Consider the following 14,431-nt stretch of genomic DNA (forward strand, 5'->3'; position numbering starts at 1 on the left):
GCGAGGGTGCCGCCATGGCCATATCACAATCACAGCTGCATAGCATCGACCCTGTCTGGGATGAGATCAGGGGTGATGCAGAGCGCGCGGTGCGCAAGACACCCGCAATGGGTGCGATGTTCCATGCCGGGGTGTTGCAACATGAGACGTTCAATGATGCGCTGGCCTACCGGCTTGCGCTGAAACTGGCATCCAACGAGATGTCGGCACAAAACGTGCGCGAGATCGCAGACGATATTTATGGTCGCGCACCACGGTTGGCGCTGGATGCGCGTGCAGATCTGGTCGCGACGTTCGAACGCGATCCGGCCTGCCACCGCATGATGCAACCATTGATGTTCTTCAAAGGATTTCAGGCGGTTCAGTCACACCGGCTGGCGCATTTCCTGTGGCGCGACGGACAGGCTGATCTGGCCTATTTCATCCAGATGCGTGCATCCGAGGTGTTCGGGGTCGATATTCACCCCGGTGCCAAGATCGGCAAGGGTCTGATGATCGACCATGCGCATTCCGTTGTGGTTGGTGAAACCGCGATCGTCGGGGATAATGTGTCGATGCTGCATTCCGTGACCCTTGGCGGGACCGGCAAGGACGAGGAAAAGCGGCATCCGACCATCGAAAGCGGCGTCCTGATCGGTGCAGGTGCAAAGGTTCTGGGCAATATCACTGTGGGCCATTGCAGCCGTGTGGCGGCAGGGTCGGTCGTCCTGCACGATGTGCCTGCAATGAAAACGGTTGCAGGCGTTCCCGCCAAGATCGTGGGCGAGGCGGGGTGTTCACAACCGTCGATCCTGATGGATCATATGCTGGGTCCGATGGACTGAATGATTTGACTTCAAAATGAAAACGCCGGGTCAGTGACCCGGCGTTTTGTGTTTTGGTTGCGGTGGTTCAGGCCAACATCGTCATCGGATTTTCAAGGTTGTCCTTGATCGCTGCCAGCAGGTTTGCCCCCAGCGCACCGTCGATGACCCGGTGATCGACCGACAAGGTCACGGACATGACCATACCCACGGACAATTCACCGTCCTTGCCGACAATGGCTTTCTTGACGCCCGCGCCGACCGCGAGGATCGCAGAATGTGGCGGGTTGATGATGGCGTCAAAGTTGTCGATGCCGAACATTCCCAGGTTCGAAATCGCAAAGCTGCCGCCCTGATATTCGTGCGGTGCCAGTTTGCGGTCGCGGGCGCGGGATGCCAGGTCCTTCATCTCTGACGACAGGGCCGACAGCGATTTCATCTCGGCGTCTTTCAGCACCGGGGTGAACAGGCCGCCTTCGATGGCGACGGCAACGGCGACGTCGGACTTTTCAAATCGCAGCGTGCGGTCGTTGGCCCAGACGGCGTTTGCTTCTGGCACCTGTTGCAGGGCCAGCGCGCAGGCCTTGATGATGAAATCGTTGACCGACAGCTTGACGCCGCGCCCTTCGAGCTGGGCATTCAGCTGGCTGCGAAATTTCATCAGCGCATCCAGCTGGATATCCCGGCGCAGATAGAAATGCGGCACGGTCTGCTTGGCCTCGGTCAGGCGGGCGGCGACGGTTTTGCGCATGCCGTCGAGTTTGACCTCTTCAAACGGGCGACCCTCGTAGGTTTTGAGGATGACATCCGTTGATGGACCAGTTGCCATCGCACCACCTTTGGGTGCGTCCGCCTTGGCCGCAGGTGCAGCTGCTTCGGCTTTTGCCGTGGCAGGCTGGGCCGTCACGTTTTCAACGTCAGCCTTGACAATACGGCCACGCGGGCCGGACCCGGTGATGTTGGCAAGGTCGAGGCCCTTGTCCGCGGCGATCCGGCGGGCGAGGGGGGAGGCAAAGATGCGCTCACCGTTCTTGGAACCCGCTGCCGGGGCTGCGGGCTTGTCCTCTTGCGCGGCCGATCCGGACCGGCCGTAACCGGCGGCGGGTTCAGTCGCCTCGGACGGTTCTGCCGGGGCAGCGTTTGATGACGCAGGTGCGGGTTTGGCGTCTGCGCCGCCGATGTCGTCGGCAGTTTCGCCATCGGCCAGAAGGATCGCGATCACGTCGTTGACCTTTACGCCTTCGGTGCCTTCGGCCACGGTGATCTTGCCGATGACACCTTCGTCCACGGCTTCGAATTCCATCGTGGCCTTGTCGGTTTCGATTTCGGCCAGCAGATCGCCGGACTGCACGGTGTCGCCTTCCTTGACCAGCCATTTGGCCAGCGTGCCTTCCTCCATCGTGGGGGACAGGGCGGGCATCAGGATTTCAATGGGCATGTCCTAAAATCCTTATTTGTAAGTGACTTGTTTGCAGGCTTCGACCACCTCGTCGGTGGTGATCAGGGCATGCTTTTCAAGGTTGGCGGCATAGGGCATGGGCACGTCCTTGCCGGTGCATGTGATGACGGGCGCATCCAGATAGTCGAACGCCTCTTGCATGATCACACCGCTGATGTAGCCGCCGACGCTGCCTTGCGGCCAGCCTTCCTCGACGGTGACGCAGCGGTTTGTCTTGCGCACGGATTCGAGGATCGTGGCAGTATCCATCGGGCGCAGGGTGCGCAGGTTGATGACCTCGGCCTTGATGCCTTCTTCGGCCAGCTTGTCAGCCGCTTCCAGCGCGTAGGTCATGCCGATACCAAAGGACACGATGGTCACATCATCGCCGTCGCGTTCGATCTTGGCCTTGCCGAAGGGGATGGTGAAATCATCCATCACAGGCACATCAAAGGACCGACCATACAGGATTTCGTTCTCCAGGAAGATGACCGGATTGGGGTCGCGAATGGCCGTTTTCATCAGACCTTTGGCGTCTGCCGCAGAATAGGGCATCACGACCTTGAGGCCGGGAATCTGCATGAACCATGCCGCGTAGTCCTGGCTGTGCTGCGCGCCCACGCGGGCAGCGGCACCATTGGGACCACGGAACACCATGGGCGCACCCATCTGGCCGCCGGACATATACAGTGTCTTTGCGGCAGAGTTGATGATCTGGTCCATCGCCTGCATGGCAAAGTTGAATGTCATGAATTCCACGATGGGACGCAGACCGCCAAAGGCAGCACCCACGCCGATCCCGGCAAAACCATGTTCGGTGATTGGTGTGTCGATCACGCGGCGTGCGCCGAATTCGTCCAACAGACCCTGGGAAATCTTGTAGGCACCCTGATATTCGGCGACTTCTTCGCCCATCAGAAAGACGCTTTCGTCGCGGCGCATTTCCTCGGCCATGGCGTCGCGCAAGGCTTCGCGGACGGTGGTTTTCTTGACCTCCGTGCCCTCGGGCCAGTCCGGGGTCCGGTCGGACGGGGCTGGCGCGGGGTGCGTCTTGGCCGCGGCGGGGGCTGTTTCGGACGATTGTTCCTTGTCGGCTGCCACGGGCTGTTGCGACTGGCTGTCGTCGATCTCTGCGTCGTCCATGCTTTCGCCGTCTTCCAGCAGCACGGCGATCACGTCATTGACCTTTACGCCTTCGGTGCCTTCGGGGATGACGATCTTGCCGATCGTGCCTTCTTCGACGGCCTCGAATTCCATCGTGGCCTTGTCGGTTTCGATTTCGGCAAGGATGTCACCAGACGAAACGGTGTCACCTTCCTTGACCAGCCATTTGGCCAGCGTGCCTTCTTCCATCGTGGGGCTCAGGGCGGGCATCAGAATTTCGGTTGCCATCGATCAAGCCTCCTGCGGAACTTCGGTTGCGTAAATGTCGGTCCACAGCTCTTCGAGTGCGGGTTCGGGGCTTTCCTTGGCGAATTCTGCGGATTCGTTGACGATGCCCTTGATTTCCTTGTCAATCGCCTTGAGGTCGTCCTCGGTCGCATGATTGCCGGTCAGCAGCAGATCGCGGATCTGTTCGATCGGATCGCGCTCGTCCCGCATTTTCTGGACCTCTTCGCGGGTCCGGTATTTTGCGGGATCGGACATGGAATGCCCACGGTAGCGGTAGGTCTTGATTTCCAGGATATAGGGGCCCTTGCCGGCGCGGCAGTGGGCCACAGCCTTTTCGCCGGCCTCCTTGACCGCCAGCACGTCCATGCCGTCGACCTCTTCGCCGGGAATGCCGTAGGCGGCCCCGCGTTCCCAGTAGCTGGGGGATTTAGTGGACCGTTGCGTGGATGTGCCCATCGCATATTGGTTGTTTTCGATCACGAAAATCACCGGCAGATCCCACAGTTCGGCCATGTTGTAGGTCTCGTAGACCTGACCCTGGTTGGCAGCGCCATCGCCGAAATAGGTGAATGTGACGTTGTCGTTGCCCTTGTACTTGTCGGCAAAGGCCAGACCGGCACCCAGTGGCACCTGTGCCGCGACGATCCCGTGACCGCCGTAGAAATGCTTTTCCTTCGAGAACATGTGCATGCTCCCGCCCTTGCCCTTGGAATAGCCACCTTCGCGGCCGGTCAATTCGGCCATCACGCCCTTGGGGTCCATGCCGCAGGCCAGCATATGACCGTGGTCGCGATAGGATGTGACGCGCTTGTCACCTTCCTTGGCGGCGGCCTCGAGGCCGACAACAACAGCTTCCTGGCCGATGTAGAGGTGGCAGAAACCACCGATCAGGCCCATGCCGTACAATTGTCCGGCCTTTTCCTCGAAACGCCGGATCATCAGCATGTCGCGGTAGTAGCCTTTCAGCTCTTCCGCCGACACATTCGGCTGGGCGTCCTTTTTCTTTGGCGGCATCGCGGGTCCCCTCGTGGTTCCAGAGAATTGTTTAGTGTTAAACTATTCTGTGAACATAGAACGGGACGCAGGGTAACGCAACGCGATCGCCGCAAAAAGCTGCGGGTCAGCGGATCACCATCTCGTCCGTGCGGATCAGGCCCAGCACGTCGCGGGCCTGTTCGTCCAGCAGATCAAGGTCGAGGTATTTGTCCGACAGCCGCATGGTCAGGTTTTCCATGCGGGCGACCTCGGCGCGCAGCTGTTCCAACTCGACCTCCAGCGCGCGACCCTCGGCGGCGATGCCACTACGTTTGAGAACGCCGTAGTCGCCCTGAATCGCGGCAAAGGTGAAATAGAACCCTAACGCCAGTGCGCCCAGAAAATAGATCAAGGTCCCGATTGCGGGTCTTTTTTGTCGTGTCATGCTTGCCTCTTGGGTCGCGTTGTTGTCCGCGATTGGCATGACATTAACACGGCAGCCGGGAATGTGAATCCCCGGCGCGGAAAAACCCTGTTGCGTGGCGTGTTGGACTCAGCCCGTGACGGATGCTGCGTAGATCGACGCGATATTGCGTCCGATGGCGGCGTTGAATGCCGTGTCCTCTTGGCGGGCTGACAATCCTTCGGTCAGTGCACGCGAAAAACTGGCGATGATCCCGGGATTGCGCGCCAGACGGGCGGTCGCCTCGTTCAGGTCATAGCCGCCGGACAGGGCAACGACACGCATCACCTTGGGGTGGTTGACCAGCGCATCGTATTGTCCGGGTGTTTCGGGCAAGGTCAGTTTGATCATGACCTCGGTGCCATCGGGCAGCATGTCCAGCTGACGCAGCATCGCATCCAGCAGCAACGCTTCGGCCGCTGCCTTGTCCGGGATCGAAATGGTGATTTCAGGTTCCAGGATCGGCATCATCTTGTGCAACAGGACCTGCCGGCCAATGTCGAATTGCTGTGCGACGATCGCCTCGATCCCCGCAGGATTTGCAGCATGGATGACCGACCGTTCCTTGGTCCCGAACACACCGAGCATGTAGGCGCGTTGCAGCGTGTGATCCAGCCCGCCAATCGGTTTCATCAGCTGGACGCCGTTTGCCGTGTCTTCCAGCCCGTGGTCGATTTTCAGAAATGGCACGACGTGCTGGTCTTCCCACAGGTGACGGGGCGCGGGTTTGCCTTCGAATGCGCGGTCCATCGTCTGCTCGAACAGGATCGCACCCAGCACCTTGCTGCCGCTGAAATCCGGGGCTGCCACGATGCGGGCCCGCATGGCGTGGATCAGGTCAAACATCTCGTCGTCATTCGACCAGTCCTTTTCGGACAGACCGTAGGCGGCCAAGGCCTTGGGGGTCGACCCGCCACTTTGATCCAGCGCGGCAATGAATCCCTTTGCCGTGCGCATCTGGTTTGCCATGTCCTGATTCATCGTCGGGGCCTCCTGTGATTCATTGCCTTACGGTTAGGCAAGACCCCGACGATAGACAATTCTGATAGCGCAAACCGTAATTTAGTTAACGCTATCAGTCGCTCAGTGCGGCCACACCGGGCAGGGTCTTGCCTTCCATCCATTCCAGAAACGCGCCGCCCGCGGTCGAAACATAGGAAAAGTCATCGGCCACACCTGCCTTGTTCAGCGCCGCGACGGTGTCGCCACCACCGGCCACCGAAATCAACGTGCCTGCCTTGGTCAGGCGTGCCGCCGATTGCGCTGCGGCGTTTGTTGCCGCATCAAAGGGCGCAATTTCGAACGCGCCCAGCGGGCCGTTCCAGACCAGCGTTTTTGACCGTTCCAGCACCTGTTCGATATGGGCCACCGAATCCGGGCCTGCGTCCAGGATCATCGCATCTGCCGGGCAATCCTCGGTCTTGACGGTTTCGTTGTCGGCACCCGCCTTGAATTCACGGGCCACGACGACGTCACGGGGCAGCAGGATTTCACAGCCCCTGTCGGCGGCCTTTTGCGCGATGGCGCGGGCGGTGTCGGCCAGATCGTGTTCACACAGCGATTTGCCCACGTCGATTCCCGATGCCGCAAGAAAGGTGTTCGCCATGCCGCCGCCGATAATCAGCGTGTCGACCTTTTCCACGAGGTTCGACAGCAGGTCCAGTTTGGTCGATACCTTGGCACCGCCGACGACGGCGACCACGGGGCGGTCGGGCTGGCCCAGGGCACGGTCCAGCGCGCCCAGTTCTTCGGCCATCAGGCGACCCGCGCAGGCCGGCAATTTGCGGGCCAGCGCTTCGGTGCTGGCATGGGCACGGTGGGCTGCGGAAAACGCATCGTTGACATAGACGTCGCCCAGGCTGGCCAGACGGGTTGCGAAACCGTCGTCATTGGATTCCTCGCCGGGGTTGAACCGCAGGTTTTCCAGCAGCGCCACGTCGCCCTGACCCAGCGCCGCGACACCCGCGCCATAATTGCCGTCAAGGAACGTCACCTTGCACCCCAGTGCTGTTTCCAGTGCCGGGACGATCTGGCCCAGCGACATTTCCGGCACGACCTTGCCCTTGGGCCTGTCGAAATGTGCCAGCAGGATGGGGGTGCCGCCTGCGGCCCTGATGTCGCGCACCGTCGGCACAATCCGGTCGATCCGCGTGGTATCCGTGACCTGTCCATTGGACACGGGGACATTGATATCCACCCGCACCAGCACGCGTTTGCCGTCCAGATCCATATCGTCGAGTGTTTTCCAGCCCATCGTGGCCTCCTGTCATTGGTTTCGTCATACCTGTGCCAACCGCCGCCTAGCGTCAACGGTGCCCGGTTGGCAATCACGCCGCTGCACCATATGTCAGTGCCAGAAATCAACAGGAGTGCGCCCACATGGCCGATTACGACGATCCCGAAAACACGATCATCATGACACTCAAAGACGGCGATGTCGTCATCAAGCTGTTGCCCGACGTGGCACCCAAGCATGTCGAGCGGATGAAGGAACTGGCCCGCGCCGGCAAATATGACAATGTCGCATTCCACCGTGTGATCGACGGCTTCATGGCGCAGACCGGCGACGTGCAGCACGCCAACATGGAAAACAACTATGCCCCCGGCCGCGCTGGCACCGGTGGGTCCGATCTGCCCGATCTGCCTGCGGAATTTTCCAAGGTTCCCCATGCGCGCGGCAGCCTGGGTGCGGCACGGTCCGCTAACCCGAACTCGGCCAACAGCCAGTTCTTCATCAACTTCAAAGACAACGATTTCCTGAACGGTCAATACACCGTTTACGGTCAGGTCATCGAGGGCATGAAGCATGTCGACAACATCGCCAAGGGCGAGCCACCCGCGAACCCCGACCGCATGATCAAGGTCGTGGTGGCTGCCGATGCTTAAATTCGCCATTCCCCTTGCATTGATGGCCAGCCCCGCGCTGGCCACCGGTCTGGACATCGAAATTGCGGGCCAGGCCAATGGTACCGTCAGCATCAATCTGTTCGAGGATGTGGCCCCGCTGCATGTCGCACAGATCACGTCCATTGCGGCCGCTGGCGGCTATGACGGCGTGGTGTTTCACCGCGTGATCGACGAATTCATGGCGCAGACCGGCGACGTGCAATTCGGCGTGACCGGGTCCGATCTGTCGCGTGCCGGCACCGGCGGGTCCGATCTGCCTGACATTCCTGCCGAATTCAGCGACAGCCTGTCGTTCGAACGCGGCGTTGTCGGCATGGCGCGCAGCCAGAACCCGAACTCGGCCAACAGCCAGTTTTTCATCATGTTCGAACCGGGTCCGTTCCTGGATGGTCAATACACCATCGTGGGCGAGGTCACATCCGGCATGGATGTCGTCGACCAGATCAAACGCGGTGACGGCCCCAACGGGTCGGTCACGTCTGATCCCGACGTGATGACGACCGTCACGGTCACCGAATAAACCAACGGCCCCTTCATCGCAGGGTGAGGGGGCCATTCAGTATCCCCGGCAGCGGCCCAAAGGTCGTGCGGCTAGGCGGATAGCATGGCGCAAGGCGCCGAATGCCAGTTCAATCCGTCAGGTGCCGCAGAACGTGGCGCGGACCTCCTCGGACGGTTCAGGCGGCAGCGCATAGGGTGCGCGCGCCTCGTCCAGTGTCGCATAGGGGGCGGTGACGACCTGCAACATGCGGTGAAACGGCGCGAAATCGCCGCCCGTTGCGGCCGTGATGACCTCTTCGACGCGGTGATTGCGCGGAATGACCAGCGGATTGGCCTTGGCCATGATCGCATGATGGTCCGTTGCGCGCCTGCCTGTCCAGCGGGTGGTCCAATCCTGCCAGCCGGGCATGTCATCCGGGTCATCCCCGTTCGTCATCCGCGCAAAGGTCGCAGTGAAATCGGCATCCGATTGCGCCATGAGGGTCAGCAGATCCTGGATCAGTGCCGCATCCTCGGGGCTTGGGTCATCCAACCCCAACTTGGCCCCGAATACCTGCACCCAGGCCTGTTGATAGATGTCCGAAAACCGATTGATGCGCGTGGTGAAATCCGCGACCGCCGCATCCTGATCCGGCATCAGCGGGATCAGCGCGGTTGCCAGCTGCGCCAGGTTCCAGACCGCGATGCCAGGCTGATTGGCGTAGGCATAGCGCCCCATCCGGTCGATGCTGGAAAACACCTTTTGCGGATCATAGGCATCCATGAACGCGCAAGGACCATAGTCGATGGTTTCCCCCGCAAGGCTGCAATTATCCGTGTTCATCACCCCGTGGATGAACCCCAGTCCCATCCATTTGGCGACCAGTTCCGCCTGCGCTGCAACCACGGCGTCCAGCAGGCCCGCCGGGCCATCCGCATCCGGATAGTGGCGCTGGATCGTATAGGCTGCCAGCACGCGCAGCGCATCCGTGTCCTGCCGTGCGGCGTGGATCTGGAATGTGCCGACGCGGATATGGCTGCTTGCGACGCGGGTCAGGACAGCACCGGGCAGCATCGTCTGACGGTAGACCTGTTCCCCGGTCGTGACGGCCGCCAGCGCGCGGGTGGTCGGCACGCCCATGGCGTGCATGGCCTCTGACACCAGATATTCGCGCAGAACCGGACCCAGCCACGACCGGCCATCGCCGCCCCGTGAATAGGGCGTGGGGCCAGACCCCTTGAGCTGGATATCGCGCCGGATGCCGTCGGTGCCGATCACCTCACCCAGCAGGATCGCGCGACCATCGCCCAATTGTCCGGACCAGTTGCCGAACTGATGCCCACCGTAGAGCTGCGCCAGAGGGGACGCCGCGTCCGGCAGGACATTGCCTGCGAACACAGCCGTCGCGTCCGGCGTGTGCAACCATGCGCCGTCGATCCCCAAAACGTCCGCCAGATCGTCATTCACGGCAATCGCGCCTGGTGCCGCGACCGGGGTGGGTGCGATCGTCGTGTAGAACGTACCCGGCAGGGCCGCGAAACTATTGTTGAACGGAATTGTCATAGCGGGTCAGTCATCATCCTGGGGCTGGGAACGGGCCGAAACCCCGTGCGGGTGCAGAACCGGGCCAGTCCTGCATCATCGTTGGGCAGAATGACATGCATCGCCTGCAACTGTGCCCGTTGCAGGTTCACCGTGACCGCGTGCAGCACCTCTGTCCCGATCCCGCGCCCCCGGACCGAGGGACGGATGAACACCTCTTCCAGCCAGCCGACCAGACCGCCATGCGGGACAGACCAACCGAATGTCACGGTAACATAACCCAACGGCGCACGCGCGGGGCCGATCAGCCAGATCGCGCCAAGCGGCGAACCGTCCAGCAGGGGACCCGCGACCATCGCGCGATGCGCATCGTCGAATGGCAGGCCGGATTCTTCGTGATAGCGGGCCATCAACGCGAGGACACGGTCTGCCATGTCAGGTCCGGCCAGGGTGATGGCGGTGCTCATAGCTGCGCCAAACGTTCGGTCAGCAGCGCAAAGAACCTGTCTGCATCTACATCGCCGATGAACAGCGCGTTGGGGGTTCGGTCAGTGACGCGCCACCAATCCGCGACCGTCATGCCCAGCGTCAGGTCCGATGCGGTTTCGATTTCCACGTTGATATGGCGTCCGCTGAACAGGTCGGGTTGCAACAGGTAAGCAATGACACAAGGGTCGTGTAGCGGCGCACCGGCCGATCCGTATTTTTCCTTGTCGAACCGTTCAAAAAAGCCGGTCCATTCCGCGACCGCCTGACCCACGGGCGTGCCGAGGTTGCGGAACGCATCGACACGCGGTTGTGTCGTCAGCGCCTTGTGCGTGACGTCCAATGGCAGAACGACCAGCGGCACACCGGCGGCAAAGACCGCCTTGGCAGCCTCTGGGTCGACATAGATGTTGAATTCGGCAGCGGGTGTGATGTTGCCGACCTCGAAATAGGCGCCACCCATCAGCACGATTTCCTGCACGCGGTCCACGATGTCTGGCGCGCGGTGAAAGGCAGTCGCGATATTCGTCAATGGTCCCAGCGGGCACAGCGTCACGGTGCCCGCTGGTGCGGCGCGAAGCGTGTCGATGATGAAATCAACCGCAAGCTGGTCCTGCACCGGCATGACAGGGTCGGGCAGGGTCGGGCCGTCCAATCCCGTCTTGCCGTGGACATGTTCCGCGGTGACCAGCTTGCGGGCGATGGGGGTGTCGCAGCCTGCGTAGACGGGCACGTCGGTCCGGTTGGCAAGTTCGCAGATGATACGCGCGTTTTTCGCCGTCAGCGCCAGTGGCACGTTGCCTGCGACACAGGTCAGGCCCAACAGGTCCAATTCGGGCGATGCCAGCGCCAGCAGGATGGCGACGGCGTCGTCCTGACCGGGGTCTGTGTCGATGATGATCTTGCGTGCCATGGTCTGTCCTTTTCTTTGTCCCTATGTGGCCCGCCAGTGCCAGCGGGGCAAGGAGGGACCGCCAAGGCGGCGGACCTTTGCAAGGTGTGGAACACTTGCGCGGCTCTGGCGGTTGGGATGGCAACATCACACCATGAAAGGATATGTCATGAAATTTGCCCCGTTGATCCCCGCCGCGGTTCTGACGCTGGCCGGATGCGATGCCGCCCAGCAAAACGGCGGGCCGGGTCTGACCGAAACCTACGAGTCGATCCAGGACCAGTACCCCGATATCACGCCAGAGCTGTTTGCACGGTTCGATCGTGATGGTGACGGCCTGCTGAGTGGTTTCGAACAGCAGCAACTGTTCAGTCAGGCACAGAACCCCAACGGGATAACCGGCACATTGGGACGTCTCGACGACGACGAGATCTGAAACGACAATGGCCCGCCCTGATCGGACGGGCCACACATTATTCAGACGATGCTGTCGCCACCCCGTGCGAGGGCGGCCACACCCGTGCGTGCCACCTCTTGCAGGCCCAAGGGGCGCATGAGTTCGGCGAAGGCGTCGATTTTCTCCGGGGTTCCGGTGATTTCGAACACAAAGCTTTCCAGTGTGCTGTCCACGACGCTGGCGCGAAAGATATCGGCCAGACGCAGCGCTTCGACGCGGGCATCGCCCTTGCCACGCACCTTGAGCAGGGCCAGTTCGCGTTCCACGCTCGGGCCTTCGACGGTCAGGTCGTGCACCTCGTGGACCGGAATGATCCGGCCCAGCTGCGCCTTGATCTGGACTATGACCTGCGGCGTGCCGGATGTGACGACCGTAATGCGGCTGCGATGACCCGTATGGTCGATTTCGGCGACGGTCAGGCTTTCGATGTTGTAGCCGCGACCGGAAAACAGGCCGATGACCCGCGCCAGAACGCCCGGTTCGTTTTCCACGATGACCGCCAGCGTGTGCCGTTCGATCACGTCGGAAAAATGCGACCGCAGGTCATAGGCGGAATGGCTGGAAGAGCCTTTTTTGATCTTGAGTGCTGACATTTCGTAATCTTTCCAATTCCTTGGCGGATGGCCTTAGACCATCACCGCGCCAGTGGCCGTGATCGCACCTTGCGTTTTCGCGTTCGGCAGCAACATTTCGTTGTGACCCTTGCCCGACGGGATCATGGGGAAACAGTTTTCGTGTTTCTCGACCAAACAATCCAGAATCACCGGACCGTCGTAATCGATCATTTCCTGAATCGCGTCGTCCAGATCGGCCGCGTCATCGACCTTGATGCCCTTGGCACCAAAGGCCTCGGCCAGTTTGACGAAATCGGGCAGGGCCTCAGACCAGCTGGACGAATACCGCTCGCCGTGCAGCAGCTCTTGCCACTGACGCACCATGCCCAGCCGTTCGTTGTTCAGGATGAATTGTTTGACCGGCAGGCGATACTGCATGGCCGTGCCCATTTCCTGCATGTTCATCAACCACGACGCCTCGCCTGCGACGTTGATGACCAGCGCGTCGCGGTGCGCCATCTGCACACCGATGGACGCAGGCGTGCCGTACCCCATGGTGCCAAGGCCACCGGACGTCATCCAGCGGTTCGGATCCTCGAACCCCATGTATTGCGCGGCCCACATCTGGTGTTGGCCGACCTCGGTCGTGACGTAGCGGTCATAGCCCTTTGTCAGGGCTTCGAGACGGGAAATGGCGTGCTGCGGGCGGATGACCGACCCGGTCTGTTCGTACCCAAGGCAGTCAATCGCACGCCATGCGTCGATCTGTTTCCACCACTTGGCCAGACCTTCGGTGTTAGTCTTGCGCCCGTTGGCCTTCCAGACCTTCAGCAGGTCCTCCAGCACATGGGCCACGTCGCCCAGGATCGGCATGTCGACGCGGATAACCTTGTTGATGGAGGATGCATCAATGTCGATATGCGCCTTTTTCGATTTCGGGCTGAAGGCATCGACGCGCCCCGTGATCCGGTCGTCGAATCGCGCACCGATGTTGATCATCAGGTCGCAGTCATGCATCGTCATGTTGGCTTCATAGGTGCCGTGCATGCCCAGCATGCCCAGCCACTTGTCGCCTGATGCGGGATAGCAGCCCAGGCCCATCAGCGTGGATGTGATCGGAAAGCCGGTCGCCTCGACCAGTTCGCGCAACAATTGGCTGGCCGCCGGACCAGAGTTGATGACGCCGCCTCCGGTATAGAACACCGGGCGTTTCGCCGTTTCCATCGCACGCGCCAGTTCGGTGATCGTGTCGATATCGCCCTTCACCTGCGGGTTGTAGTGAGAGGTGCGTTTGGATTTTTCGGTATAATGACCGGTCGCGAACTGCACGTCCTTGGGGATGTCGATCAGCACGGGGCCGGGACGACCGGCGGTCGCGATGTGAAACGCCTCGTGAAGGGTGCCTGCCAGCTTGTCGGTTTCCTTGACCAGCCAGTTGTGTTTCGTGCAGGGGCGCGTGATGCCGACGGTGTCGGCCTCTTGGAACGCGTCGGACCCGATCATGAATGTCGGCACCTGTCCTGTCAGCACGATGATCGGGATACTGTCCATCAGCGCATCCGTGAGGCCGGTGACCGCGTTGGTTGCGCCGGGGCCGGATGTGACCAGCGCCACACCGGGTTTGCCCGTGGACCGGGCGTAACCTTCGGCGGCGTGAACGGCACCCTGTTCATGGCGCACCAGAACGTGCTGGATCTTGTTTTGCTGAAAAATCTCGTCGTAGATCGGCAGCACGGCCCCACCGGGGTAGCCGAACACGACCTCGACCCCCTGATCGATCAGGGCCTGAACCACAATTTTTGCGCCGGTCATCGTTTTTGTCATTGTCTCGTCCGTTCAATGCTGTCGTCTGGCATAAAAAAACCCCCGGCGTGACACGGGGGCGCATGGGAACCTGATGGGTCAACCGTTACCGGCCCATGCGCGTCTTTCCTACAATTAGTACGACAGTGTTCATGCGAATTTCCTTAGGTGTGGGGACACTATGCGCAGGGTTTCACAGGGTCAACAGGCCCGCTGGATAAAATGTCGCCAAAGGGGG

At 61.0% G+C, this 14,431-nt stretch carries 15 protein-coding genes; 4 read left to right on the plus strand and 11 right to left on the minus strand.

Annotated elements, in window-relative coordinates; genetic code table 11:
• Nucleotides 1-14 precede the first annotated feature (14 nt).
• Nucleotides 15-824, plus strand: a complete 810-nt coding sequence (gene cysE, locus BMX27_RS07805; protein ID WP_090159311.1) for a serine O-acetyltransferase — start codon at nucleotides 15-17, stop codon at nucleotides 822-824.
• 67 nt (nucleotides 825-891) lie between these two features.
• Here cysE and BMX27_RS07810 read toward each other — a convergent pair whose 3' ends face one another.
• From BMX27_RS07810 to pgk, 6 genes are all read right to left on the minus strand, one after another.
• Complete coding sequence (locus BMX27_RS07810) at nucleotides 892-2,241, minus strand: pyruvate dehydrogenase complex dihydrolipoamide acetyltransferase (protein WP_090159312.1); 1,350 nt, start codon at nucleotides 2,239-2,241, stop codon at nucleotides 892-894.
• A 12-nt stretch (nucleotides 2,242-2,253) separates the two neighbouring features.
• The gene (locus BMX27_RS07815) at nucleotides 2,254-3,633 is read right to left on the minus strand and encodes a pyruvate dehydrogenase complex E1 component subunit beta (RefSeq protein WP_090159313.1); all 1,380 of its coding nucleotides are present in this window, start codon (nucleotides 3,631-3,633) and stop codon (nucleotides 2,254-2,256) included.
• A gap of 3 nt (nucleotides 3,634-3,636) precedes the next feature.
• Nucleotides 3,637-4,647, minus strand: coding sequence for a pyruvate dehydrogenase (acetyl-transferring) E1 component subunit alpha (gene pdhA, locus BMX27_RS07820; RefSeq protein ID WP_090159314.1), 1,011 nt, complete (start codon nucleotides 4,645-4,647; stop codon nucleotides 3,637-3,639).
• Between the two features lie 106 nt (nucleotides 4,648-4,753).
• Nucleotides 4,754-5,053 carry an FtsB family cell division protein gene (locus tag BMX27_RS07825; protein ID WP_090159630.1) on the minus strand — a complete coding sequence of 100 codons (300 nt, stop codon included), beginning with the start codon at nucleotides 5,051-5,053 and terminating at the stop codon, nucleotides 4,754-4,756.
• Nucleotides 5,054-5,161: 108 nt separating this feature from the next.
• Complete coding sequence (locus BMX27_RS07830; protein ID WP_090159315.1) at nucleotides 5,162-6,052, minus strand: fructose bisphosphate aldolase; 891 nt, start codon at nucleotides 6,050-6,052, stop codon at nucleotides 5,162-5,164.
• Nucleotides 6,053-6,146: 94 nt separating this feature from the next.
• A complete protein-coding gene (pgk, locus tag BMX27_RS07835; protein ID WP_090159316.1) occupies nucleotides 6,147-7,325 on the minus strand; it encodes a phosphoglycerate kinase in 1,179 nt (392 codons plus the stop codon).
• Between the two features lie 125 nt (nucleotides 7,326-7,450).
• Between pgk and BMX27_RS07840 the strand changes: the two genes are divergently transcribed.
• Entirely contained in the window at nucleotides 7,451-7,957 is a 507-nt protein-coding gene (locus BMX27_RS07840) for a peptidylprolyl isomerase (RefSeq protein WP_090159317.1), read from the plus strand.
• Nucleotides 7,950-8,498, plus strand: a complete 549-nt coding sequence (locus BMX27_RS07845; protein ID WP_090159318.1) for a peptidylprolyl isomerase — start codon at nucleotides 7,950-7,952, stop codon at nucleotides 8,496-8,498. Before BMX27_RS07840 ends, BMX27_RS07845 begins: the two co-directional genes overlap by 8 nt.
• Before the next feature lie 117 nt (nucleotides 8,499-8,615).
• Here the strand turns inward: BMX27_RS07845 and BMX27_RS07850 are convergent, their stop codons facing one another.
• Genes BMX27_RS07850 through BMX27_RS07860 form a run of 3 tightly spaced genes read right to left on the minus strand, consistent with a single transcriptional unit; the run spans nucleotide 8,616 to nucleotide 11,400 of the window.
• Nucleotides 8,616-10,022: a protein adenylyltransferase SelO gene (locus tag BMX27_RS07850; protein WP_090159319.1), complete on the minus strand. Its 1,407-nt coding sequence runs from the start codon at nucleotides 10,020-10,022 to the stop codon at nucleotides 8,616-8,618.
• A complete protein-coding gene (locus BMX27_RS07855) occupies nucleotides 10,019-10,435 on the minus strand; it encodes a GNAT family N-acetyltransferase (protein WP_177172681.1) in 417 nt (138 codons plus the stop codon). The genes BMX27_RS07850 and BMX27_RS07855 overlap by 4 nt, the downstream gene beginning before the upstream one ends.
• Nucleotides 10,436-10,464: 29 nt before the next feature.
• Nucleotides 10,465-11,400, minus strand: coding sequence for a nucleoside hydrolase (locus BMX27_RS07860; RefSeq protein WP_090159321.1), 936 nt, complete (start codon nucleotides 11,398-11,400; stop codon nucleotides 10,465-10,467).
• Between the two features lie 148 nt (nucleotides 11,401-11,548).
• Here BMX27_RS07860 and BMX27_RS07865 point away from each other — a divergent pair, with 148 nt between their 5' ends.
• Entirely contained in the window at nucleotides 11,549-11,815 is a 267-nt protein-coding gene (locus BMX27_RS07865) for a hypothetical protein (protein WP_090159322.1), read from the plus strand.
• Between the two features lie 41 nt (nucleotides 11,816-11,856).
• Here BMX27_RS07865 and ilvN read toward each other — a convergent pair whose 3' ends face one another.
• Both ilvN and BMX27_RS07875 read right to left on the minus strand, forming a co-directional pair.
• Complete coding sequence (ilvN, locus tag BMX27_RS07870; protein ID WP_056031709.1) at nucleotides 11,857-12,429, minus strand: acetolactate synthase small subunit; 573 nt, start codon at nucleotides 12,427-12,429, stop codon at nucleotides 11,857-11,859.
• A gap of 33 nt (nucleotides 12,430-12,462) precedes the next feature.
• Nucleotides 12,463-14,214, minus strand: coding sequence for an acetolactate synthase 3 large subunit (locus BMX27_RS07875; RefSeq protein WP_090159323.1), 1,752 nt, complete (start codon nucleotides 14,212-14,214; stop codon nucleotides 12,463-12,465).
• Nucleotides 14,215-14,431: the final 217 nt, after the last annotated feature.

This window comes from Loktanella sp. DSM 29012 (assembly GCF_900110705.1).
Taxonomy (GTDB): domain Bacteria; phylum Pseudomonadota; class Alphaproteobacteria; order Rhodobacterales; family Rhodobacteraceae; genus Loktanella; species Loktanella gaetbuli.